Genomic DNA, 22217 nt, shown 5'->3' with positions numbered 1-22217 from the left:
CTGCGGGCGCTTGAGGATGCCCGGCGGCCGGCCACGGCCTGCTGACAACGTGCCCCGCCTGTTGCTCCATGACCGCCACCCACTACCCGGGCCCGATCGATGAAAACCTTCCACTGCAATCGCTGCTCGCACCTTGTGTTCTATGAAAACGTTCGTTGCGAACGGTGCGAGGCATTGCTCGGATATGTGCCTGAACTGGCCGAAATCAGTGCCTTCGAAGCAGCCGAAGAAGGACGCTGGCGCAGTCTGCATCCGCGCGCCGAGGGCGCGCTGTTCCGGCAGTGCCACAATTACGCGGTCGAAAATGTCTGCAACTGGATGATCCCCGCTGACTCGCCCGACACGCTGTGCCGCGCCTGCCAGCTCACCCGCACGATTCCGAATCTGAGCGCGCCGGACAACCGGCTCTACTGGTACCGGCTTGAGATGGCGAAGCGGCGCCTGCTTTACACACTCGCCGCGCTCGGCGTCGACGTACCGTCGCGACAGGCCGATCCCGAACAAGGTCTGGCATTCGAATTCCTCGAGGACGGCGACGATGGGGAGCGGGTCATGACCGGCCACGACAACGGTCTCATCACGCTGAACATCGCCGAAGCCGACGACGCCTACCGCGAAAAAGTACGCAGCGCGATGGGCGAGCCCTACCGCACGCTGCTCGGTCACTTCCGCCACGAGACAGGTCACTACTACTTCAGCCAGCTGGTCGCGAACGATCCGCATTGGCTCGAGCCCTACCGAAAGCTGTTCGGCGACGAGCGCGCCGACTACGGAGAGGCACTGACGTCGTATTACCGCGACGGTGCGCCGGCAGACTGGCAGGCCTCGTACATCAGCGCCTATGCGACGATGCATCCCTGGGAAGATTGGGCCGAGACGTGGGCTCATTACATGCTCATCGTCGACGTGCTGGATACGTCGACCTCGTACGGTCTCGCCTTGCTGCCCGACGACCCGAGCGAGCCGACGCTGACCGACCGCACGCCCGTGGAAGATGCGAGCTTCGAGAATCTGATGAAGCGCTGGTTTCCGCTCACATACGCGTTGAACAGTCTGAACCGCAGCCTCGGCATGCCCGACGGTTATCCGTTCACGCTGGCCTCGCCGGTGGTGGATAAGTTGCGGTTCGTGCATCGGGTGATTGCGGCAGCCGGTGACAAAATGAAAACTCGCGAAGCGGCGAAGCCGGCGAGCGAAGCCGGGGCAGTGCAAACGCCGTTGCATACGACACATACGGCGCATACGGCGCGGGCGCGCGCGTTACGCGCGCTACAGGCGGTGGCGGCACAACCAGCCGCACAACCCGTCGTGCCGCAAGAACCCGCGCAGGCGCCCGTCATGGAGGCAGCCGCGCCGTTAGCACCGTCAACGCCGTCAGTGCCGTCAGTGCCGCCCTTGCAAGCCGGGCCCAACGCCGCCAAAGCAGCCCCCGCCAAGCGGGCCGCACGCCGACGCTAGTCCTGTGTCACGCCCGCCCATGGCGCGCTTCCAGCCCCCAACAAAAAAGCCCGCTGCCGGTTCATTCTGCAGCGGGCCTTATCCCATCAGAGCCAAACCTCGCTATCGGTCAATACGCGACATAAGGCCCCGTACCACCAGGCGTCGTCTGTTGCTCGACAGCGGCATACACGTTACGACCGTAGAAGAACGGCAGGCCCCAGTCGAAAATCGACGACGTCACAAAGGCCGGTCCCGCCAGCAACGGCAACGCCGAATCGCCGCTGTACGTCTGCGAAATCGTATTGGCATTGCCGACGCTGAAGTTCACCGTGCTCGTCGTGCCGTTCGCCCCCTGGATCATCGCACTCAACGACTGGGTCGACACCGGGCAGTAGTACGCGCTATTGGGGCTCGCGCATGCCGGCAAAGTACTGGTCTGGAAGAACAGGCCCGTCGAGCCGCTATCCAGGATACTGCTCGAATACGTTGAGCCGTTCTGCACCGTTGTAAACGTGCCGTTCGATGGACTCACACCAATCACCTGCGCGCTGCCCAGTGCATTGTTGCTCTGCGTGCCGATGCCGAACACCAGTTGCCCGGTGACGGACTGCGCTCCGCCCGACACCATCGGCAGGCTCAGCATGGAACCGTTGTTGTCCGTCGCGAAGTACGGAACCGGATTGGCGACCTGCAGCGCTTCAGCAAGCGGAATCGATTTGCACGCCGTGCCGTTGCAGCCGTAATACGTGCCGGTCACGGCCTGCTGCTCACAGTTCGCGCCGCAGTCGTGCTTGAACACACCGATGCCCAGAATGCCATTGGCCTGCAACGCACCCGGCGTGTTGCGCGACGCGCCGAAGCTCGCGCAATCAGACGGCAGCGAAGCGTAGTTCGGGTCGATCACCTGAATCGGCAGCGAGGCCGCTTTTTCACCGGCGATCTGCAGGTCGGCGAGCTTCACCGAACCCCACGTGTAGCCGTCGAAGAACTGCATGCATTCGGCGATCAGATTGCCCGAACCATCTTTCTCTTGCGGCAGCGTCATCGAAGCGGGCAACTGCGAGGCGAACACGCGCACGCCCCACGAACCGGTATCCACCAGGATGTGATCAATGGTTTGGCACTGGCTGGTCCCAGGCGCGCAAATCGTGATACTCACGAACGGCATGTTCGGCACGTTGCTCACGCCCGAATCGACCGTCACGCGCACCGCGTTGGCGGCCACCACTTGCGGCGAAGGCGAGGTATTGGTGACGGTGGGACCGGCCGCGCTCGTCGTGCTGCTGGAATTCGCCGAGGAGCCGGAACCGCTGGAGCCACCGCCCCCGCCGCCGCAGGCACTGACGAGCAAGGCGAGCAACGCCGCGCAAAACAAGGTAAGCAACGAAGACTGATGACGCATGATCCGCTCCGTTATTGAATGACGCCGACATCGACGCCCGCAGGCACCGCTTGCGGCAGATAGGCATAACCGGCAAACGCGCGCAGATGGCCGCCGGAGTAGACAACCAGATCGCTGTTGGACACCGCGAGCGGCGTACCACGGCGCGTCGCGGTCGCGGCGACGTATTGCTCGAACGAGGTGCCCAGCATGGATCTCAGGTCCGGCAGTGTCGGACCTTGCCACGCGACACCGAAGACGATGCCGTTGGACGCCACGTACTCGCGCACCAGCGTGCCGGACGGCATCGTCATCAGGTGCACCGAATACGCGCTTTGCGTAGTGGCCGTATGAGCCACTGCGTGCAAGCGTGTCTGATCGCTGTCGACAGTGCTGACGTTCTGGCCGAGCGTGGCGTGCGCGGCAAACGACAGCGCGCAGCTTGCCCCGAGCATTGCGCGAGCAATGCTTGTAGAAAGCATCGGTTTCAAGAGATTTCCTTCGAGGTGAAACGTTCGTGGCCAGCGAGCGGGCCGATCACGAACGGGAATTCAGGGGCGCACTCCTGACCGGCGGTGCCGGTATTGCATTCAGACCGGTTGGGTTGCGTGAATGCGTCTACGGAGTGGCAGCGCGAAACTTTAGGCATCGCGAGGGGGTGAAGCAATCGTTTGCGAGACGATTTAAACCTTCGGCAAGCACTGCGCCGTTCGATACCGTTTGATGTTTGCGGATCGGATCACCGAGGGACGGTGCTTAAGCGCACATTTTTCCGATTCGTTCCGTTTAAAGCGAACATACGCATCAAATAACGGGGCCGCAGCAGAAAAATATCGATGCGTGCGGCATGCGTCGAGCGATGTAAGCGAACACTGAATAATCCGGGAGAATTAGCTCATTCATCTGACGATTGCCGCGTGTGCAGGCCGCTTTAGGGTGAAGATAAAAATCGCGGAGCAAGCGCGCGATTCGAGGCAAAAAAAATGCCGCGGATAACTTGATCGTACTCCGCGGCACCGGGTACCTCATTACGTCTTTCCTACTCATTCATTGCGACTTCCGCGAGCCGCGCCGGATCTGGGTCACACAATTCGACGCGGCCGCCTTCGTTACTTTTTCTGCTGCTGCAAGAGCGACTTGAGCTCCTGCACATTTTCTTCGACGCGTTTTGCGATCACCGCATATGACTCAGCCTGCGTCTGATAGGCGGCTTGCGCCAGCTGCTGCATATCGGCGAGCGACTTATGCAGGCTTTGCTGGATCAGTTCGGCGGCTTTCGCCGGAGGCGCGGCGGCGCCGGCCGACAACTGCCCTGTGAGCGACTGCAATTCGCCCAGCGTGGTACGCAGCATCTCGGTCTGTTTCTGCGCGAGCGACTGCATGCCCTGGAATGCTGTCTGATTCGCTTGAACCAGTGCTTCCATGTCCTTGCGTCGCGCTTCCATGATGGCGGGTACGTCGAAGCCGGGAAGCTTGAACTGCTCCAGCATTTTGGTGAAATCGCCAAACGGATTGGCGGCGTCAGGTTGGCTCATGCGAAATCCTCCTTAACGATTGAATACTCGCCCGCGGTGCATCGCCGCGATGCTTCTCCGGCCTATGCACCCGTGGCGTCGCGTGCGCCGCGCCTCCCGCAGCGGCTTGCTGCATCTGGGGTCGGACGGCACATTGCTGCAATCATGCGCTATCCGGCAACATTGCGCCAGCGGGCACACCCTGGCGTCGGCTGTCTTCCTGCCGGACTGTTTTACCGGTTCGGCTACGAAGAATGCAAGGCTTGGTAAGTTACAAAAGAGCTTCAGTAACCCGATAAAACGGCATGTCGACTATCGTTGCCTATGTGCTGGCGTACTGTTGCGCCGGCGCTGTCTCAATGGGAGCGACATCATGAAAAAAGGATTGCTGAGCGCGGCACTGGCCGCCGTTTTAACCGTGGCCGCGGCTGGCGTGCTGGCACAGGAAGCGGCACCACCGCCGCCCGCCGACACTCACGCGCATGACGAGCCGCATCACGGCGACAGGCCGTTTGGGCCACACGGACCGATGGGCCCGGGATTCGCGGTGGTCAACGATCTGGAACAGTTGCGCCGCCTGTATGCAATGAGCGGGCGTGAAGGCGAGATCGTCGCGGTGTATCACGAGGTGTTGAACAAGACACAAGATCCGATGCTGCGCCACTACGTGTACGACTCGCTGGCCCGCGAACAGTTGAAGCCAGCCAATACTGACCAGGCCATTGCCACGCTGCGCACCAGCCTGTCGGAAGACCTCGGCGCGGCGAACAAGTCGCCGCACGGCATGCCGGCGGGGATGCAGCCGCCTGTGCCGCAATAAAGCGCGGCCGACTACGCCACTGGGTCACCCCACGTTCGAACGTCGCACGGGAGAGCGGACATGCCGCGACCCGTGCAATTCATTCCGACGCAAGATCAATTGGAAGCGCTCCCGCCAGCGGGCAGCGCAGCCGTTCGGCGCGCTACGTTAGCTTTCGCACATAGCCGCCTCTCTGCCTACTTTTCATCTTCCCTCAGGTGATTAGGATAAGAGCACTGCAACGCTAGTGCCTGGTGAACAATGCGCTACCCGCTGAATATGGCCGTCGCCGCCGCCCTTCTCGTCTTCGTTCTTTGCTGCATCATCAAGCTCGCCTTGAATTGATGCCCCGTCGCCGTGCTTTCACCCTAAGTCAAACCCGCCTCGCCACTGCATGTTTCGCCGTGACATAGCGCGAAATAATTGCCGAATGGAGTTTGGGAAGTGACTCACCCATACTTCGTTTCGCTGCCGGTGCGTACGAAAAAAGACGCATGAGATCAAGGGTGTTTTTTGTGCAAATGCGCGTGCGAATGCGTTCCCGATGATTAACGATCCACGGTTGCCCGATCATCGGAAGATGCGTTCGAACCTAATGGCACCGCGTGCCGACGACAGGATGAACATGTTCACTTCAGTGAGTTTCCTCAAAAAGAATGCCGCCCGTTTTGCATGCATCGCCATGGTCTGTGGCAGCGCGCTCCTGACCGGCTGCGCCGGCGGCAGCATCAACAACGCGACCCAGACCAGCGCACAACCGCAAGTGCGTCCGGACACCATTTATGTCTACACCTTCGACAGCAATCCGGATCAAGTAAAACTGGACAACGGCGGCATGCTGCAGAAATTGAAGTCGCAACTCGACGGCTCATCGGCCGCAGAAAAACAATCCGCCGACGCAGTCGCCGTGCGTGAGCAGGTCGCCAACGAAATCGTGCATCAATTGCAGTCGATGGGGCTGCGCGCGATTCGCTCGGACATCCCCGCCCCCGCCGAGCAGAACGTTCTGCTCGTGCAAGGCAGCTTCGACACAATCGACTCGGGTAATCGCCGCCGCCGCGTGCTGATCGGTCTGGGCGCAGGTAAGAGCGAGGTGAGCAGTTCCGTGCAGATTCTGTACAAACCGGCGGGCGGCACAGCGCGGCTGGTGCAAAGCTTCAATGCCACCGGCGACAGCGGCAAAGCGCCCGGCATGGCAGAAACAGCCGGCGTGGGCGCCGCAGCCGGGAGCATCGCGACCTCCGCGGCCGTGCGCGGCGGCTTGCATGGTGTATCCGAAACAAAGAAGGCCGGCGTTTCGGCGGACGCAAAGCGTCTGGCCGACGCGGTGGCAAAACAGGTGGCGCAGATCGGCGTAAGCGGGGGCTGGCTCTCGACGGAGCACGTCAAAGGATAAGGAATCCGCAGCAGGTTCGGACTGTTGTAGATGGCGCATGGCAGCGTGAATGGAATTCACACCCTGCCACGCGCTATTTTTTATGCCTTCATAGACTTCACCTGGCGTAGTGCCGCACTCAGGCAACGGCGTAACGTTCGAGCCAATGCGCGTACGGTGCCGGCAACGTCCACGACGGACGTTCGATACCCAGCTTGCGGGCGGCGTGGTACGGCCAATGCGGATCGGCCAGATGCGCACGGCCGACCATCACCAGATCCAACTGCTCGTTCTGGACGGAGCGGTCGGCCAGTTCCGGCGTATCGATACCCCATGCCGACGAAACGGCGATCCCTGCCTCGCGGCGCACCCGCTCAGCGATCGGTGCGAGAAACGCCGGCGCCCATGGAATACGCGCCGCAGGCGTGGAGAAGCCCACACTAACGCTCAGCATATCGAGCCCCTCGCGCTTGAAATTCTTCGCCAGTTCGATCGATTCGGCGAGCGTTTCCTCGTCGCGTCCGTCGTATTCGATCACGCCGAAACGTGCCGTCAACGGCAGATGCTCAGGCCACACCTTGCGTACCGCGGCCAAGGTTTCCAGCAGGAAGCGGCTGCGGTTTTCGAGGCTGCCACCGTACGCGTCATCACGTTGATTGGAGTGTGTCGAGAAAAAGCTTTGACCGAGGTAGCCGTGTGCGAAGTGCAATTCGAGCCATTCGAAGCCGGCGTCGAGCGCGCGTTTGGCTGCGGCGACGAAATCTTCACGCACGCGTGCGATGTCGTCGAGCGTCATCGCTTTCGGCACTTTCGGCAAGCCACCGCCGAAGGCAATCGCCGACGGCGCAATGGTCGGCCAGCCACGGGGATCGGTCTCGGTGATGTGATCGTCGCCTTCCCACGGCCGGTTGGCGCTGGCTTTGCGGCCCGCGTGGCCGATCTGAATGCCCGGCACGGCGCCCGCTGCCTTGATCGACGCCACCACCGGCGCAAAAGCCTGCGCCTGCTCGTCGGTCCAGATGCCCGCGCAGCCAGGCGTGATACGCCCCTCCGGCGACACGGCCGTCGCCTCGACGATCACCAGCCCCGCGCCCCCACGCGCCAGGCCGGCGAGGTGCACGCGATGCCAGTCGTTGATCAGGCCGTCTTCGGCCGTGTACTGGCACATCGGCGGGATGGCGATGCGATTGCGCAAGGAAACGCCCTTGAGCGTGTAGGGCTGAAATAATGCGGACATCAGGTTAAACTCCTGCGAATAGGCTTGTACGGTAGTTCGATAAACATCGAACTATGGAGTATGGCAGAAACCTTTATCATCCGCAGAATGCGCACATATACCCATCCTGCCGCTGAGGACTTCACGCTCGGGCGGCTCTTCCATGCACTTAGCGACCCGGTGCGCCTCGAGATCGTGCGCCGCCTTTCAAGTGTCGACGAGGCCGCCTGCGGCGACCTCGACGGCGGCCGCCCCAAGTCGAGCGTTTCCCATCATTTTCGGATCCTGCGTGAAGCGGGGCTGGTGCGCACGCGCGTGGCCGGCACGGTGCATCAGAATTCACTGCGGCGCACCGAACTGGACGAACGGTTTCCGGGTTTGATGGCGGCGATCGTTGAGCAGATCGTCAATGAACCGGCGTTGAGCGAACCGGCCTGACGCCTGATCGTCGATTGAAAATCGACTGAGGATCTGTTCGAGGGCGACGGCGGGGTACGGCACTTAAGGGAGCTAGCGACGCTTCTTCTGGGCCGGGCAACATGCAGCACCAGACAGGTACCTCAACCGCGCACCAGCCTGCCAACGTCACGTAGCAGCGCTCAACCGCTTACGCGCCGCCTTTTTCCATCGCGCGTTGGTACGCGGGGCGCGCCTCGATGCGATCGACAAACGCTGTGATATTCGGGAACGCGTCGCGTCCGCAAAACTTCAGGCACGTCTGGGCAACGAACGAAAGCTGGATATCGACGCCCGTCAGTTCATCGCCCATGAAGTATTCGCGGCCTGCCAGTTCCTGATTCAGAAAACCCAGGTGGTTCCGCAACTCACTTTCGATTCTCGGTTGCAATGGGGCCGCACCGTCGCCAAGACGCGCGGTGTACACCTTCAACATAAGCGGCAGCATGGCGGAGCCTTCCGCGTAGTGCAGAAACTGTGCGTAACGGTCGTACTCGTCGGTTCCATACGCCGGCGCGAGGCGCCCATTGCCATGGCGGCGAATCAGATAATCCACGATCGCGCCCGATTCGAAAACCACCTTCTCGCCGTCGCGAATCACGGGGGCCTTGCCCAGCGGATGAATCGCCGTCAGTTCCGGTGGAGCGAGACGGGTCTCCGGATTTCGCTGGTATTGGACGAGCGTGTATTCGAGGCCGAGTTCTTCCAGCAACCAGGTAATGCGGCGCGAACGGGACTCGTTGAGATGATGGACTTCGATCATGGGTTGGGCTTTTGAGTCGGTGAGAGAAAGTGCGGCCAACATCTGCCCTGAAACCATTCGACGATTCGCGTAGTTTCAGGGCAGGCATTGGAAGGATCTTGCGAACTTGCATTGGCAGGATACTGCACGGCACGAGCTTGCGCGCCGATGCAGGGAAACGCCGTTGCCCGTTGGAACGTTAGAACCGCAGCAGCACCTTGCCTTTGCGCGCGCTCTTCTCGCTCGCCGCGGCCGCTTGCGCCACGTTCCCGACATCGAAGACAGCTTCGACCGGCAGCTTCAGTTCACCCGATGCAGCGAGCCTCAGCAGTTCGCCGATCATGCGCGCTTTATCCGCGCCCGAGGTGACCTCGAAAATCTTGCTCGCCCAGAAACCCTTGACGGTCGCCTGCTTGAAAATTGCATCGCCGGAACTGATCCGCATCAACTCACCGGACATGGCGCCGAACGAAACCAGGGTGCCATTTTCACCAAGCAGACCGAAGAGGTCGCCGCTGGCATCGCCGCCCACCGAATCGACACCGGCTACGAGCGGCGCGTCGCCGACAATGCCACGAACCCGCGCCTTCCAGCCTTCGCTTTCGGTTGACACTGCGTTGCCGATGCCCACCTCGGCCAATTCCGCAATGCCTGCCTCGCGCCGGACCAGATTGACCACGTTGATGCCGCGGGCGTTGGCCAGCATCGCCAGCGTCTTACCGACCGCACCGTTCGCTGTGTTCTGGATGAACCACTGACCGGGTTCCAGATGCAGGTATTCCAGCAACATGACCGCGCTCAACGGCATGGCAATCAGCTGACAGCCTGTTTCGTCGCTGATCGCGTCGGGCAACGGGACCACCGTTGCAGCCGGCGCCAGAACGTAATCGGCCCAGCCTTCGTAAATACCAGCCACTACCACGCGCTGACCGGGCTTCAGGTGCCCGACACCTTCACCGATCGCGTCAATCACGCCGGCAACTTCAGTGCCGCCCACGGCCGGCAGTTTCGGCTTGTAGCCATACTGACCGCGGATCGTCCACAAGTCGTGATTGTGGATCGGCGACAAGGTCGATTTGATGCGCACCTGCCCCGCACCGGGATTCGGCGTGGAACGTTCCGCGACCTGCAGCACGTCAGCGGGATTGCCGAAAGAGGAATAGATAACGCTACGCACAGTCGATCTCCTGGAATGTCCAACGATGAGGGCTCCGTTCTGCGCGGAGCCAGCGGTTCTGCGAGTACGTCTGTGAATGCTTCTGCAAGAGCTTTTGTGAATGCTTCGGCTGGTGATTTTGTGAATGCTTCGGCAAGACCTTCTGTGAATGCTTCGGCTGCCGCTTCTGTTCAAAAAACTTCGACTGCGTCACGGCCTCGGTCTCGAACCTGCACGTTCAAGGCGCGCGCAGTACGCTGGCGGTGACCGCCATGGCTTGCGCCATCGCACTGCCATCCTGTCGCAGCTTGGTGACAAGCGCCGCGCCGAGCCACATCTGATATAGCAGTTCGGCTGCCTCCCTGGCTCTGATCTCCGGCGAAAGCGAGCCGTCTGCTTTACCCTCTTCAATCACGGACGCGAGGCGCTTCATCAAGCGGTCGACGCCGTCGCGCAGCACGACACGCATCTCATCCGACAGATCGCCGACTTCCGCGCTCAGCTTCACCACCAGACACTTTTCGTCGCCGTCCTGGTCGAGTTGTTCCTGCTGCCACGCGGCCCAATAGCTCAGCAGCTTGTCACGACCGCTGACGCCCGGCTGGCCGAACAGCTCATCAAGCCGCACCGCGTAGTCGGCGACGTACTGTTGCAGCAACTCGCTGCCGAACGATTCCTTCGAACCGAAGTAGTGATAGAACGACCCCTTCGGAATCTCGGCAGTCGTCAGAATCTCGTTCAGCCCGACCGCGACAAAGCCTTTGCGCGCGATCAGGGCGCGCCCGGCGTCGAGGATGTGCCTGCGAATGTGGGGATGGCTAGCTCTCATAGGAACCGGATTATGGTCTCAATTAGACCAGTCGTCTAGAAATTCCGTGAGGGAGAGAATGACCGGCTATTTGTTAACACGCTAACCCGCGGGTAGATCACAACGCCAGGCCACAATCTGGAACTGCACCGCAATCTTGCCGGTTTCAGCCCTGTTCTGGTCACCCGGTTCATCTCAACGCGCGTGGTCGGTCTGCTGACGATCTACGCGGTCAGCGCCGGCCTGATCGTGATCTTGCTCGCGGCGGGATTGCTGAAGCGGCCGATCCAGAAGATGGCCGCCTCCTGACCTGCGACGTCCCGCTCACCCCACCCCACGCATCACCCTACCCGCTGCTTCGCCTTCAGATCGTCGAGATGAAAACCGGCGACCGTCTTGTACTGATTCGCGATCTGGCTGAGTTCTTCCGCGCTGACCACATCTTCGATCCGCTCAAAGCGCTGCCCCTGCGTGCGCTCGTAGACCACCTGCAAAATCCGGTCCGGCGGCGCCTTGCGGTTCATCAGCACGACATCACCGGTCGCCTTGACGCGCGCCTTGTCGTAGGCAAGCAACGCTTCCTCGCAGACGCCCAGTTCCGCGCAACGGTCCGCCAGAAAGCGTGCGTCCAGAATCGCCTGCCCGGCACCGTTCGAGCCACGTGGCACCATCGGATGCGCCGCGTCCCCCAATAGCGTGATGCGGCCGAATGTCCAGCGCGGCAGCGGATCCTGATCGACCATCGGATATTCCAGAATCGTCTCCGTCGCTTCAATCATCGCAGCGACGTCCAGCCAGTCGAAATGCCAGTCCGCGAATGCAGGGAAGAAATCAGCGAGGCGCCCTTTTCCGTTCCAGTCGCGGCGTGCGGGTTGCGGCGCCTCGATTTCGGCGACCCAGTTCACCAACTGATTGCCCGCGGCATCCACGTTATCGCGGATCGGATAGATGACCATCTTGCCGTGCGTCAACCAGCCGGCACGCACCATGCTGCCACCGGTAAGGAACGGCGGCGCTACGATCGTTCCGCGCCACATGTTGAAACCGGAATAGCGCGGCGCGCCTTCGTTCGGATAGAACTGTTTGCGAATCGCCGAGTGAATGCCGTCGCACGCCACGATCGCCGCGCCGCTAACGAAATGATCGTTGCCGGCGCTATCGGCAAAGCGCGCGATTGCGCCTGTTTCGTCCTGGGTTGCGCTGATACAGCGACGGTCTGTCACGACGCTGTCCGGCCCCAGACGTTCAAGCACCGCCTTGAGCAATACGCTCTGCAAGTCCCCGCGATGAATCGAGAACTGCGGATGATCGTAACCGGCGAAACGTCCAGCCGGCTCGCGATAGATCAGTTGCCCATGGCGATTGAAAAACACCGATTCCTGTGTCGTCACACCCGCCGCAGCCAACTCGGCGAGCAGATCGAGTTCCGCCAGTTCACGGGTTGCATGCGGCAGCAGGTTGATCCCGACGCCGAGCGGCCTGATTTCAGGCGCTGCTTCGAAAATTCGACTCGCAATGCCAGCCTTGTGCAACGTCAGCGCCAGCGTCAACCCGCCAATCCCCGCACCAACGATGACGACCTCACTATCCTTTTTCATCTGTCTCCTCTTTCGTGATGAGCGCGGAGCAGCGCGCCATTGAATCCGTCTCCGGCGCTGCATGGTTATTTGCCATTTACGCAGACGTCTGCCGAAATATAGTGAGCCATTCCCGCTTCGTCAAGCAGTTCATCCGGACAACGGAATTCATTTGACACGGTGGTCGAGATTCAATATCTTTTGACATACGTCTGCCGATTATTCGTCAGAACACCGTCACACATTCTCACGTATCGCCGGACATACCTATGCCGTTCGACGAGACACGGTGGTTCCAGAAAAGGACAGGAGACAAGCAATGAACACCGGCCTTCCCACGTCAGACAGGAAAGCTTTCTACGAGCAGATCCGCGAACTCAACATGATTCCCCTGTGGGAATCGCTTAGCACGCTGGTGCCGCATCAACCCAATGGGCCCTGTGTGCCCGCGCTGTGGAAATGGCGCGATGTGCTGCCCTACATCGAGCAGGCCGGCACGTTGATCACCGCTGAGGAAGCCGTGCGCCGCGTGCTCGTGCTCGAGAACCCCGCGCTGCCCGGCCATGCCAGCGTGACGCAATCGCTCTATGCCGGATTGCAGCTGATTCTGCCGGGCGAGGTAGCGCCGGCCCATCGGCACGTGCAATCGGCGTTGCGCTTCATCGTTCATGGCCAAGGCGCTTATACGGCGGTCGACGGCGAACGCACGACCATGATGCCGGGCGACTTCATCATTACGCCGAGCTGGACCTGGCACGATCATGGCAACGACGGCATTGACGGCCACAGCGAACCGGTCGTTTGGCTCGACGGCCTGGATATTCCGATGATTCGCTTCTTCGACGCGGGCTTTGAGGAAAAAAGCACGGCCATGTCGCAACGTGTTACCCGTCCTGAAGGTAATGCGCTCGCGCGCTACGGACACAACCTGCTGCCGGTCGACTATCAGCCCTCATCGCCGACCTCGCCCATTTTCAGCTATCCGTACGACCGCACGCGCGAAGTACTCGAGCGCCTTTATCGCGATGGTGACGTCGACGCATGGCATGGCGTCAAGCTGCGCTACGTCAATCCGGCAACCGGCGGCTGGCCGATGCCGACGTTGGCCACGTTCATGCAGTATCTGCCGGCCGGCTTCTCAGGCAAACCGTTCCGCAGTACCGACGGTGCCGTGTATTCGGTCGTCGAGGGAACCGGGCGTGCGGTCATCGACGGGAAAAGCTTCGAATTTGGCCCGAAGGACCACTTCGTCGTGCCGTCGTGGAAAACGTTCACGCTGCACGCAAACGACGATGCGGTGCTATTCAGCTTTTCGGACCGCCCGGTGCAAACCGCGCTCAGCATTCTGCGCGAAGAAAAGCTCGACGCGTGAGCGCGGCACTCGCGATCGCAGCGATCAGCACACAACACAATCACACATGGAGAATATTCAATGAATCTGGTCTTTGAGTCCGCGCCCGCGGTAACGGTCCCGGTTGCCGGTTCGAACGACGCGTTTCCCGTCCGGCGCATCTACTGTGTCGGGCGCAACTACGCCGCCCACGCGCGCGAGATGGGCTTCGATCCGGACCGCGAGCCGCCATTTTTCTTCTGCAAGCCGGCTGACGCGATCGTCCATGTCGCGCCGGGAACGGTGGGCGAATTTCCGTACCCGTCCGAAACGGACAACTGCCACTACGAGATGGAACTGGTCGCTGCAATCGGCAAAGGGGGGAAAGATATCTCCGTCGACAGCGCGCTCGATCACGTGTTTGGCTACGCGCTCGGACTCGATATGACGCGCCGCGATCTGCAAATGGAGATGCGAAAAATGGGGCGCCCATGGGATATCGGCAAGGCGTTCGATCACTCCGCGCCGATCGGTCCACTGCATCGCGCTGAACAGACGGGGCATCTGAAAGACGGTGCAATCTGGTTGAACGTCAACGGCACGTCGAAGCAACGCGCGGACGTCTCGCAACTGATCTGGTCGGTCGCGGAAACGATCGCGTATCTGTCACGCTTCTTCGAACTGGTACCGGGCGATCTGATCTATACCGGCACACCGGAAGGCGTCGGCGCAGTGGTCAAGGGCGATACGATGCATGGCGGCATCGACGGTCTCGGCGAACTCCAGGTCAAAGTGGTCTGAACGACTCATGTCACAACGGAGCACAACGCTCGTCATGCTCCGTTCATCGAGGATATCCCGTGCAGCTTCACAATTTTTTCCGCAGCTCCGCCTCGTATCGGGTGCGGATTGCGCTAGGTCTGAAAGGCCTGCCTTTCGACTACCTGCCCGTGCATCTGTCGCGCGACGGCGGCGAGCAATTCGCGCCCGTCTATCGCTCGCTCAGCCCGGAGGCGCTCGTCCCGGTGCTCAGGGACGGTGAGGTGTCGCTCCATCAGTCGCTTGCGATCATCGAGTACCTGGACGAAGTTCATCCCGAGCCGCCGCTCCTGCCGAGCGATCCGCCCGGCCGCGCCACCGTGCGTGCCATGGCGCTGGACATCGCGTGCGACATCCATCCGCTCAACAACCTGCGCGTGCTCAAATACCTTGGCGATACGGCCGGGCTGACAAAAGAAGCGCGAGACGCGTGGTATCACCACTGGGTCCACACGGGTTTTTCCGCGCTGGAAACAAGGCTTGCACAAAGTCATGCAACCGGTGAATTCTGCTACGGCGATCAACCGACGCTAGCCGATCTCGCGCTCGTGCCACAGGTTTTCAACGCACAACGTTTTAACGTCGATCTGAGCGCCTATCCAGTGCTCAGCCGCATCGCACGGCGCTGCCTGCAGTTGCCCGCGTTCGCAGCGGCTGCCCCTGAGCAGCAGCCTGACGCACAGTAACCTGCGCGGATGACGCCCGTCATCCGCCCCACTTCGCAACCAGCCGTCCACACTGCGCGATAATATCGGCCAGTCACGCTTGCCGCCCGAACGCGGGCGGCCCACTTCCAGATACGAGTCCATGGCAAAGAACCCCGTGGCGCGCGAACCGCGTCAGACTCCGCTCGACCGTCTGTACGCCCGCCCCGGCTTCATGATCCGGCGTGCCCACCAGATATCGACCGACCTCTTCATCGAAGCCTGTGCTGCGCTCGACATGACGCCCAGCCAATACGGCGTGCTGTATATCCTCTTCCACAGCGGCCCGCTCGAACAGATTGGCATCGCCCGTCTGATCGGCCTCGACCGTTCGACCACTGCCCTCGTCGTCAAGATTCTGAGCGAACGCGGGCTGCTCGAAAAAGCAAAAAGCGAAGCAGACCAGCGCAAAGTGGAAATCTCGCTGACCGAAGCCGGCCGGGAATGCTTCCGCCAATGCGAGCGCTACGCGCAGAAATCGGTCGAAGCGTTGCTCGCGCCGTTCGAACCGGCCGAGCGCACGCAATTTCTCGCGTTGCTCGACAAGTTCGTTTCGCATTTCAACGACAACACACGCGTGACATTGGGGTAAAACGGATCGGCGAACCCATGCTCGCCGATCCGTTCGCCGCTCTTGCAGCTTCGCTAGAGACACACAGCGGCACTCACCGATTACTTCGCCGGTGCGGCGTCGAACCCGTACATTTGCGAATCGACGCGCGGCACGATATGAATCCCGTTACGCGCGGCGAAAGTGGAAACCTGCAGATGCGTCGGGATGATACCCACCTCATCGTGCAACACCTTCGACGTTTCCTGGTAAAGCGCCTCACGTTTCGCATCGTCGACCGTTGCCAGCCCCGCATTCAACGGCTTCCAGAAGTTCGGTGAATCGTACGTCTGGATGTTGATCTTGCGGAACGGATTGTTGGTCGGATTCGAGAACAGCGATTCGAGCTGCACGCCCATGTCGCCCGCATCCGCGCCCCAGCCGATCATGAAAAAGCCCAACTGCAACTGGTTCACACGCGAGATGAACGTTCCCATCGGTTGCGTCTCGACCTTCGTCTTGCAACCGATGCGCGTCAGCATTTGCGCGACGCCCTGTGCCAGTTGCGAATCGTTGACGTAGCGGTCGTTCGGGGCAAAGAGCGTCAGCGAAAAGCACTCGGGATAGCCCGCTTCGGCCAGCAGCTTTTTCGCTTCATCGGGCTTGTACGGATCGGGCGGCAACGCCGGGTTGTAGCCGAACATCGTGCTCGGCACGCTGTTCTGCGTCGCCACGCCCAAGCCTTGCAAAACGCGGTCGACCAGCACTTGACGGTTGATCGCGAGCGAGAACGCACGGCGCACGCGCACATCCTTGAACGGATTCTTGCCCAACGGTTTGCCGTTGTTGTCCGTCACATACGGCGCGTTGTCGTTTAGCTGATTCATCACCCAAAAGACCATCAGCGTGCTGGGCTTCGTGTAGACGGCAAGCTTTTTGTCAGCCTTGATGCGCGTGACATCCGCGCTTGGCACGTCGATCACCGCATCGACGTCGCCCGACAGGATGGCCGCCACGCGAGCCGCCGCATTCGGCAGGATACGCACCGTCACCTTGTCATAGGCCGGCTTGTCACCCCAATAAGCATCGTTGCGGACAAGTTCGACGCGGTCGCCCCGCAAAAAACGGGAAAACTTGTAAGGCCCGGTGCCGACGAGGCCTTTGCCAGTTTCGAAGTCTTCACTCTTGAGTCCCTGCGTGTCTTTCTTCGACAGCATGAAAATCATCGACAGATAGTTTGGCAGCACAGCCAGCGGTCGGGCCGTCGTCAGCTTGACCGTGTATGGATCGATCACCTGCACCTTGGTGATGTCTTTCGTGAAGACGCCGAACGTAGCCGGCGAATTGGTCAGCGTATCGGGACGTGCGAGCGAATAGACCACATCGTCTGCTGTGAACGACGAGCCGTCCTGAAATTTGACGTTCTTGCGCAGCTTGATTTCCCACGTCTTGTCGTCGAGCGGCTTCCACGACTCGGCGAGTCCGGGCTGCAACCGGCCGTCTGGCGACATGTCGATCAACGGCTCGAACACGTTGCGCGCCACGTTGCGGTTGCCCGGCAAGTTGGCGAACTGCGGATCAAGCGACGTTACGTCTGCGCTCACCCCATACCTGAATTCCGCTGCACCTGCATTCTGCTGCACGAACACGCTCGCGGCCAACGCACCGGCCAAAACTGCCAGCCGACCCCAGCCCCGCAATGTTGTTCCCATCTCCGTCTCCTATTTGTGCAGAACCCGCAAGGGTACCTGCTTTATTGAGGGAACCGTCAACGGCTCCCATCTGAAAACAGCGCATCGAACTGAGCACCCGCGCAGTAACGGCAAGTGTGCGGCCGCGTCACTTCGTGTTTACGAGCATCTGGGTCGCGCCAAAATGCCTTCTGTATAACTATATTATCGTTATACACTTCCATCGAAGTCAAGCACTGCTCAAGTTGATGACGGGCGATGCAGGACCGCCGTGCGGCCCTTCGTTCACACAACGAAATGGTTGCGCGTGCAACACGATGCGAGGCCGGAAAAACTGCGAACGAAGCCTCGTAAAACATGCGGCATCTTCAACAAAACTGGCGCAGACTATTCATGGAAAGGAGACAAACAATGAGAAAGACCCTCGCCGTACCACTTGCTGCCGTGTCACTTTGTGCTTTTGCAGCAGGCGCACAGGCGCAGAGCAGTGTGACGATTTACGGGATCGTCGACTCGGGCATCAGCTACGTTAGCAACAGCAACGGTCATTCCGCGTGGGTCTTCGACACGGGTGTCCCACAAGGCAACCGGCTCGGCTTCCAGGGTACGGAAGATCTCGGTGGCGGCATGAAAGCGCTGTTTCGCCTCGAGAACGGCTTCAACCTGAACAACGGCACGCTCGGACAAGGCGGCATCTTTGGGCGCCAGGCTTACGTCGGCCTGTCGAATCAGATCGGTACGCTGACGATGGGGCATCAGTACGACTTCATGGGCGACATCATCGGCAACTATTCGATCGCCTACGTCGCCGGCGTATATGCGTTCCATCCGGGTGACTATGACCGCGTGTCGGGCGACCGACTCGATAACACGGTCAAATTCGTCAGCAACAACTTTGGCGGTTTTACCGCTGGCGCGATGTATGGCTTCGGTAATACGGCGGGAAACTTCCATCAGAACAGCTCGATGAGTTTCGGCCTGACCTACGACCATGGCCCGCTCAGTCTCGGTGCAGCCTATACGGATATCAATAACTTCCGCATCGATCCGATCAACGATCTGGGCGTCAACACGTTGTTCGGCCAGCCGCTGACCGGCCCGATCGTGGCGGACAGCATGAAGACATGGGGTCTCGGCGGCAGCTATTCGATCGGCAAGTTCGGCATCATGGCAAATTACACCGGCACGCGGATCTCATACATGGGCAATGCGTCGACGCTGAGCACCCTGGAAGGCAGCTTGCTGTACCACTTCACGCCAGCGTTGGTGGGTGGCGCGGGGTACACATGGTCGAAGCTCGAGAATTCGCACTGGGGCCAGACGTCGGTCGGGCTCGACTACTTCCTGTCCAAACGCACCGATCTGTATGCTCAGGTGAACTATCAACAGGCGAGCGGTGACGGTACGCGTGCGGTTATTCTGACGCTGCCAACGTCGAGCACCAACAAGCAGGTCGTCGCAGGCATTGGCATACGCCACAAGTTTTAACCGATTGATCGCGAGACGCACCGTTCGATGGCGAGAATCGAACGGTGCAATTTTATGCCGGCGAAAGCCGGCTTTTTTGTGCCACCCGATTGGGGTCTCACGCGGATTCAGTGACTCCCGCTTGCGCCGCCCATAAAAAAGCCCGGTGCGAACCGCCAGCATCGCTGCTGTACGATCCACACCGGGCTATGCTTCAAGCGTGCCGGTGACGTCAGTCGATCAGATGACATGCCGCGAATTGCCCATCGGCAGCGCGCTTCAGTTCGGGCGCGATCTCTTTGCAAACGGGCAATGCGTGTGGGCAGCGCGGATGAAAATGACAACCCGAAGGCGGATTCATCGGCGACGGAATCTCACCCTTGATGGCATAGAAAGTCTTCTTGCGCTTGTCGAGTGAAGGCACTTCCGCCAGCAATGCCTGCGTGTACGGATGCCGCGGATTCTGATAGACCTGCTCGGTGGGTCCCGATTCGACAATCTTGCCGAGATACATCACGACAATGCGATCCGCGACATGGCGCACCACGCCCAGATCGTGGCTGATGAACAGATACGTCAAACCGAGCTCTTCGCGCAGTTTGATAAACAGATTCAGCACCTGTGCCTGAATTGACACGTCGAGTGCCGCCACCGATTCATCGCAAACGAGAAACTTCGGATTCACCGATAGCGCACGCGCGATACCGATACGTGCACGCTGGCCGCCCGAGAACTGATGAGCGAAGCGATCCATCGAATCCGGATCGAGGCCCACCCGTTCAAATAGCGCGCCGACAAAATCGCGCGTATCCGCCTTACGGATGAAACCATGCACGTGCGCCCCCTCCGCAACGATATCAGCGGCCCGCATACGCGGATTCAGCGAGGCATACGGATCCTGGAAGATCATCTGGATATCGAGTTCGGCGCGATTGCGCTCGCGCCGTCCGAGCGCCGCCATATCCGTGTCCTGCCAGTAGCGTTTGCCGCTTGTCGGCCAGTAGACGCCGGCCGCCAGGCGGCCGACTGTCGATTTGCCACAGCCCGATTCGCCAACCAGCCCGACCACCTCGCCGGCGCTCACACTCAGGCTCAGATCGGTGACCGCATGTACGCCCTTCGGCGGCTGCCGTCCTGTGACTGCCCGGACGAAGCGCCCGGTTGCATCCTGTCTGGGTGCGAACGTCTTCGTGACGTTACGCAATTCGAGCAGCGGGGTCATGCAATCTCCTCGTGTTCATTGACGACGGGCCGGATACAGCGAACCATGTGGCCGTCGTGGTCAATCGATTCGGCAATCTCATGCGCGCATTCGGGCACCGCGGATGAACAGCGGGTGCGGAACGCACAGCCGCCGCCTAACGCGAGCAGCGAGGGCGGCGCACCGGGAATTTGCCGCAGCATCACGCCTTTGGGATTGCGGCTCGGAATTGAGTTCATCAAGCCGCGCGTGTACGGATGACGCGGCGTATCGAGCACCTGATCGACACTGCCGTATTCGGCGATCCTGCCGCCGTACATCACGCACACGCGATCCGCGAGCCCGGCGACCACCGACAGATCGTGCGTGATCCAGATCAGCGCCGTGCCCGAGTTGCGGCAAAGCTGCTGGATTTCACCGAGAATCTGCGCCTGAATGGTGACGTCGAGCGCGGTAGTCGGTTCGTCCGCGATCACCACCTCGGGCTTGTTGATCAACGCAATCGCAATCGCAACGCGCTGGCGCATGCCGCCGGAGAATTGATGCGGATAACACTTCAGACGCTCGTCCGGTGCCGGTATGCCGACCTGCGCAAGCGCCGCGCGCGCTTCGTCGAGCGCCGCGCGACGGCTCATCGGCCGGTGCGCGAGCACCGCCTCGACCATCTGTGTATCGATACGCAGCACGGGATTGAGCGTCATCATCGGATCCTGGAAAATCATCGAGATCCGGTTGCCGCGAATCCTGCGCCATTGCGCTTCGGTGCATGCGGCCAGCTCCTCACCCGCGAGCTTGATGCTGCCGCTCACCACCTTGCCCGGGGGATCGATCAAACCCATGATCGAATAACCGGTCTGCGATTTACCGGAACCGGATTCGCCCACCACACCCAGAATTTCGCCGCGTGCGACGCTGAAACTCACACCGTTCACCGCTTTCACGATGCCGCGCGGTGTCGTGAAATGGGTGCACAGATTGTCCACCTGCAATGCGGGCTGAGTCATTTCTTCAACCTCGGGTTGAGCACATCGCGCAGGCGATCCGCCATCAGATTCAGGCACAGCATCAGCAACAGCAGCGCGACGCCGGGGAAAACGCTGATCCAGTAGGAACCGGACAGCAGGTAGTTATAGCCGTTCGAAATCAGCAAACCGAGCGACGGCTCCGTGATAGGCAGCCCAAGACCCAGAAACGACAGCGTCGCCTCAAGCGAGATCGTGGTCGCCATCTGCACAGTTGCGACGACCAGCAGCGGCGGCACGCAATTGGGCAGCACGTGGCGAAAGATAATCCGCGCGTCGCTCAGTTTCAGGCAGCGCGCCGCCTCCACATACTCCTTGCGCAGCTCGACGAGTGCGGAGCCGCGCGCGGTACGCGCATACACCGCCCATTGAACCAGCACGAGTGCGTAAATGATCTTGTCGACGCCTTTGCCGAATGCAGCGATGAACACCAGTGCAATCAGAATCGAAGGAAATGAAAGCTGAATGTCGGCGATGCGCATGATCAGCGCATCGACCTTGCGTCCATAGAATGCGCCGACGAGACCCAACGCAACGCCGATGAACAATGCGAGTACGGTACAGGCGAGGCTCACATAGAGGCTCGTGCGCATACCGTAGAGAATCGCGGACAGCATGTCGCGCCCCTGGTCGTCAGTGCCGAGCCAGTAGATATGCGTGCCCATCGACGCATGCGCCAGCGGCGGCAGCTGCGAGTCGCCAAGATCGAGTTGGGCAAGGTCATAAGGATTCTGCGGCGCAATCCACGGCGCGAATACTGCCAGCGCGGCAATCGCGACAAAAAGCACGAGCCCAATGAGCGCGAGTCGGCTCTGACGGAATTCGCTCCATAGCGCGCTCAGTTGGCCACCCATGCGTGCAAAGCGATGCGGACGTTTCACCGGATTAGCGGCGGAAACGGTGGAAGCGGCGGACGCCGCAGTTTGGGCGCGCGGTTCAGCCACGGTCGTTCCTGTGGTAGGTCCCATG

General features: G+C 60.7%; 20 protein-coding genes and 1 pseudogene. 9 read left to right on the top strand and 12 right to left on the bottom strand.

Translation table 11 applies throughout. The features are described 5' to 3' along the window. Positions 1–99: 99 nt before the first annotated feature. Positions 100–1161 (top strand): annotated as a pseudogene (locus PQQ52_RS13700) (zinc-binding metallopeptidase family protein); the annotation flags it as partial. A 406-nt stretch (positions 1162–1567) separates the two neighbouring features. On the opposite strand, the gene PQQ52_RS13695 reads toward PQQ52_RS13700, so the two are convergent. From PQQ52_RS13695 to phaP, 3 genes are all read right to left on the bottom strand, one after another. Then, positions 1568–2842 (bottom strand): DUF3443 domain-containing protein, encoded by a 1275-nt coding sequence (locus tag PQQ52_RS13695; protein ID WP_408211751.1) that lies wholly within the window; start codon positions 2840–2842, stop codon positions 1568–1570. Between the two features lie 11 nt (positions 2843–2853). After that, positions 2854–3303, bottom strand: a complete 450-nt coding sequence (locus PQQ52_RS13690; RefSeq protein ID WP_408212253.1) for a DUF2844 domain-containing protein — start codon at positions 3301–3303, stop codon at positions 2854–2856. A gap of 627 nt (positions 3304–3930) precedes the next feature. After that, positions 3931–4356, bottom strand: a complete 426-nt coding sequence (gene phaP / locus PQQ52_RS13685; protein ID WP_408211748.1) for a TIGR01841 family phasin — start codon at positions 4354–4356, stop codon at positions 3931–3933. A 352-nt stretch (positions 4357–4708) separates the two neighbouring features. Between phaP and PQQ52_RS13680 the strand changes: the two genes are divergently transcribed. Both PQQ52_RS13680 and PQQ52_RS13675 read left to right on the top strand, forming a co-directional pair. Further along, on the top strand, positions 4709–5155 hold the full coding sequence (locus PQQ52_RS13680; protein WP_408211746.1) for a hypothetical protein: 447 nt from the start codon (positions 4709–4711) through the stop codon (positions 5153–5155). Positions 5156–5759: 604 nt separating this feature from the next. Next, complete coding sequence (locus PQQ52_RS13675; RefSeq protein ID WP_408211743.1) at positions 5760–6530, top strand: DUF4410 domain-containing protein; 771 nt, start codon at positions 5760–5762, stop codon at positions 6528–6530. A 118-nt stretch (positions 6531–6648) separates the two neighbouring features. Here the strand turns inward: PQQ52_RS13675 and PQQ52_RS13670 are convergent, their stop codons facing one another. Continuing rightward, entirely contained in the window at positions 6649–7746 is a 1098-nt protein-coding gene (locus tag PQQ52_RS13670; RefSeq protein ID WP_408211740.1) for an NADH:flavin oxidoreductase/NADH oxidase, read from the bottom strand. A gap of 87 nt (positions 7747–7833) precedes the next feature. On the opposite strand from PQQ52_RS13670, the gene PQQ52_RS13665 reads away from it, so the two are divergent. Continuing rightward, the gene (locus PQQ52_RS13665) at positions 7834–8163 is read left to right on the top strand and encodes an ArsR/SmtB family transcription factor (RefSeq protein WP_408212250.1); all 330 of its coding nucleotides are present in this window, start codon (positions 7834–7836) and stop codon (positions 8161–8163) included. 169 nt (positions 8164–8332) lie between these two features. Here PQQ52_RS13665 and PQQ52_RS13660 read toward each other — a convergent pair whose 3' ends face one another. The 4 genes from PQQ52_RS13660 to PQQ52_RS13645 all read right to left on the bottom strand — a co-directional run bounded on the left by PQQ52_RS13660 (position 8333) and on the right by PQQ52_RS13645 (position 12485). Next, a complete protein-coding gene (locus tag PQQ52_RS13660; RefSeq protein WP_408211737.1) occupies positions 8333–8944 on the bottom strand; it encodes a glutathione S-transferase family protein in 612 nt (203 codons plus the stop codon). 178 nt (positions 8945–9122) lie between these two features. Next, positions 9123–10100: a zinc-binding dehydrogenase gene (locus PQQ52_RS13655; RefSeq protein WP_408211735.1), complete on the bottom strand. Its 978-nt coding sequence runs from the start codon at positions 10098–10100 to the stop codon at positions 9123–9125. 217 nt (positions 10101–10317) lie between these two features. Further along, entirely contained in the window at positions 10318–10908 is a 591-nt protein-coding gene (locus PQQ52_RS13650) for a TetR/AcrR family transcriptional regulator (RefSeq protein WP_408211732.1), read from the bottom strand. Positions 10909–11228: 320 nt separating this feature from the next. After that, complete coding sequence (locus tag PQQ52_RS13645; RefSeq protein WP_408211729.1) at positions 11229–12485, bottom strand: flavin-dependent oxidoreductase; 1257 nt, start codon at positions 12483–12485, stop codon at positions 11229–11231. A 298-nt stretch (positions 12486–12783) separates the two neighbouring features. Here PQQ52_RS13645 and gtdA point away from each other — a divergent pair, with 298 nt between their 5' ends. The 4 genes from gtdA to PQQ52_RS13625 all read left to right on the top strand — a co-directional run bounded on the left by gtdA (position 12784) and on the right by PQQ52_RS13625 (position 15909). Next, entirely contained in the window at positions 12784–13836 is a 1053-nt protein-coding gene (gene gtdA / locus PQQ52_RS13640; RefSeq protein WP_408211727.1) for a gentisate 1,2-dioxygenase, read from the top strand. Between the two features lie 60 nt (positions 13837–13896). Then, positions 13897–14595 (top strand): fumarylacetoacetate hydrolase family protein, encoded by a 699-nt coding sequence (locus PQQ52_RS13635; RefSeq protein ID WP_408211724.1) that lies wholly within the window; start codon positions 13897–13899, stop codon positions 14593–14595. A 59-nt stretch (positions 14596–14654) separates the two neighbouring features. After that, a complete protein-coding gene (gene maiA / locus PQQ52_RS13630) occupies positions 14655–15299 on the top strand; it encodes a maleylacetoacetate isomerase (protein WP_408211721.1) in 645 nt (214 codons plus the stop codon). Between the two features lie 121 nt (positions 15300–15420). Then, a complete protein-coding gene (locus PQQ52_RS13625; RefSeq protein WP_408211719.1) occupies positions 15421–15909 on the top strand; it encodes a MarR family winged helix-turn-helix transcriptional regulator in 489 nt (162 codons plus the stop codon). An 80-nt stretch (positions 15910–15989) separates the two neighbouring features. Here the strand turns inward: PQQ52_RS13625 and PQQ52_RS13620 are convergent, their stop codons facing one another. After that, positions 15990–17579, bottom strand: coding sequence for an ABC transporter substrate-binding protein (locus PQQ52_RS13620; RefSeq protein ID WP_408211716.1), 1590 nt, complete (start codon positions 17577–17579; stop codon positions 15990–15992). Between the two features lie 390 nt (positions 17580–17969). Between PQQ52_RS13620 and PQQ52_RS13615 the strand changes: the two genes are divergently transcribed. Beyond that, positions 17970–19046: a porin gene (locus PQQ52_RS13615; RefSeq protein ID WP_408211713.1), complete on the top strand. Its 1077-nt coding sequence runs from the start codon at positions 17970–17972 to the stop codon at positions 19044–19046. A 211-nt stretch (positions 19047–19257) separates the two neighbouring features. Here PQQ52_RS13615 and PQQ52_RS13610 read toward each other — a convergent pair whose 3' ends face one another. From PQQ52_RS13610 to PQQ52_RS13600, 3 genes are read right to left on the bottom strand one after another with little or no spacing between them, the layout of a single operon-like run. Next, positions 19258–20247 carry an ABC transporter ATP-binding protein gene (locus tag PQQ52_RS13610; RefSeq protein WP_408211710.1) on the bottom strand — a complete coding sequence of 330 codons (990 nt, stop codon included), beginning with the start codon at positions 20245–20247 and terminating at the stop codon, positions 19258–19260. Continuing rightward, a complete protein-coding gene (locus PQQ52_RS13605) occupies positions 20244–21230 on the bottom strand; it encodes an ABC transporter ATP-binding protein (RefSeq protein ID WP_408211707.1) in 987 nt (328 codons plus the stop codon). Before PQQ52_RS13605 ends, PQQ52_RS13610 begins: the two co-directional genes overlap by 4 nt. Continuing rightward, positions 21227–22216, bottom strand: a complete 990-nt coding sequence (locus PQQ52_RS13600) for an ABC transporter permease (protein WP_408211704.1) — start codon at positions 22214–22216, stop codon at positions 21227–21229. Before PQQ52_RS13600 ends, PQQ52_RS13605 begins: the two co-directional genes overlap by 4 nt. Position 22217: the final 1 nt, after the last annotated feature.

Source organism: Paraburkholderia sediminicola (assembly GCF_046030555.1).
Lineage (GTDB): Bacteria > Pseudomonadota > Gammaproteobacteria > Burkholderiales > Burkholderiaceae > Paraburkholderia > Paraburkholderia sediminicola_E.
The sequence above is the reverse complement of the archived record's forward strand: the minus strand, read 5'-3'. Positions and strand labels throughout refer to the sequence as shown.

Coding starts and splice junctions, on each gene's coding strand:
- PQQ52_RS13645 (WP_408211729.1), bottom strand. CDS start 12,485: ATGAAAAAGGATAGTGAGGTCGTCATCGTTGGTGCGGGGATTGGCGGG.
- PQQ52_RS13680 (WP_408211746.1), top strand. CDS start 4,709: ATGAAAAAAGGATTGCTGAGCGCGGCACTGGCCGCCGTTTTAACCGTG.
- phaP (WP_408211748.1), bottom strand. CDS start 4,356: ATGAGCCAACCTGACGCCGCCAATCCGTTTGGCGATTTCACCAAAATG.
- PQQ52_RS13695 (WP_408211751.1), bottom strand. CDS start 2,842: ATGCGTCATCAGTCTTCGTTGCTTACCTTGTTTTGCGCGGCGTTGCTC.
- PQQ52_RS13605 (WP_408211707.1), bottom strand. CDS start 21,230: ATGACTCAGCCCGCATTGCAGGTGGACAATCTGTGCACCCATTTCACG.
- PQQ52_RS13650 (WP_408211732.1), bottom strand. CDS start 10,908: ATGAGAGCTAGCCATCCCCACATTCGCAGGCACATCCTCGACGCCGGG.
- PQQ52_RS13600 (WP_408211704.1), bottom strand. CDS start 22,216: ATGGGACCTACCACAGGAACGACCGTGGCTGAACCGCGCGCCCAAACT.
- PQQ52_RS13610 (WP_408211710.1), bottom strand. CDS start 20,247: ATGACCCCGCTGCTCGAATTGCGTAACGTCACGAAGACGTTCGCACCC.
- PQQ52_RS13690 (WP_408212253.1), bottom strand. CDS start 3,303: ATGCTTTCTACAAGCATTGCTCGCGCAATGCTCGGGGCAAGCTGCGCG.
- PQQ52_RS13660 (WP_408211737.1), bottom strand. CDS start 8,944: ATGATCGAAGTCCATCATCTCAACGAGTCCCGTTCGCGCCGCATTACC.
- PQQ52_RS13670 (WP_408211740.1), bottom strand. CDS start 7,746: ATGTCCGCATTATTTCAGCCCTACACGCTCAAGGGCGTTTCCTTGCGC.
- PQQ52_RS13625 (WP_408211719.1), top strand. CDS start 15,421: ATGGCAAAGAACCCCGTGGCGCGCGAACCGCGTCAGACTCCGCTCGAC.
- gtdA (WP_408211727.1), top strand. CDS start 12,784: ATGAACACCGGCCTTCCCACGTCAGACAGGAAAGCTTTCTACGAGCAG.
- PQQ52_RS13635 (WP_408211724.1), top strand. CDS start 13,897: ATGAATCTGGTCTTTGAGTCCGCGCCCGCGGTAACGGTCCCGGTTGCC.
- PQQ52_RS13675 (WP_408211743.1), top strand. CDS start 5,760: ATGTTCACTTCAGTGAGTTTCCTCAAAAAGAATGCCGCCCGTTTTGCA.
- PQQ52_RS13665 (WP_408212250.1), top strand. CDS start 7,834: ATGCGCACATATACCCATCCTGCCGCTGAGGACTTCACGCTCGGGCGG.
- PQQ52_RS13620 (WP_408211716.1), bottom strand. CDS start 17,579: ATGGGAACAACATTGCGGGGCTGGGGTCGGCTGGCAGTTTTGGCCGGT.
- PQQ52_RS13615 (WP_408211713.1), top strand. CDS start 17,970: ATGAGAAAGACCCTCGCCGTACCACTTGCTGCCGTGTCACTTTGTGCT.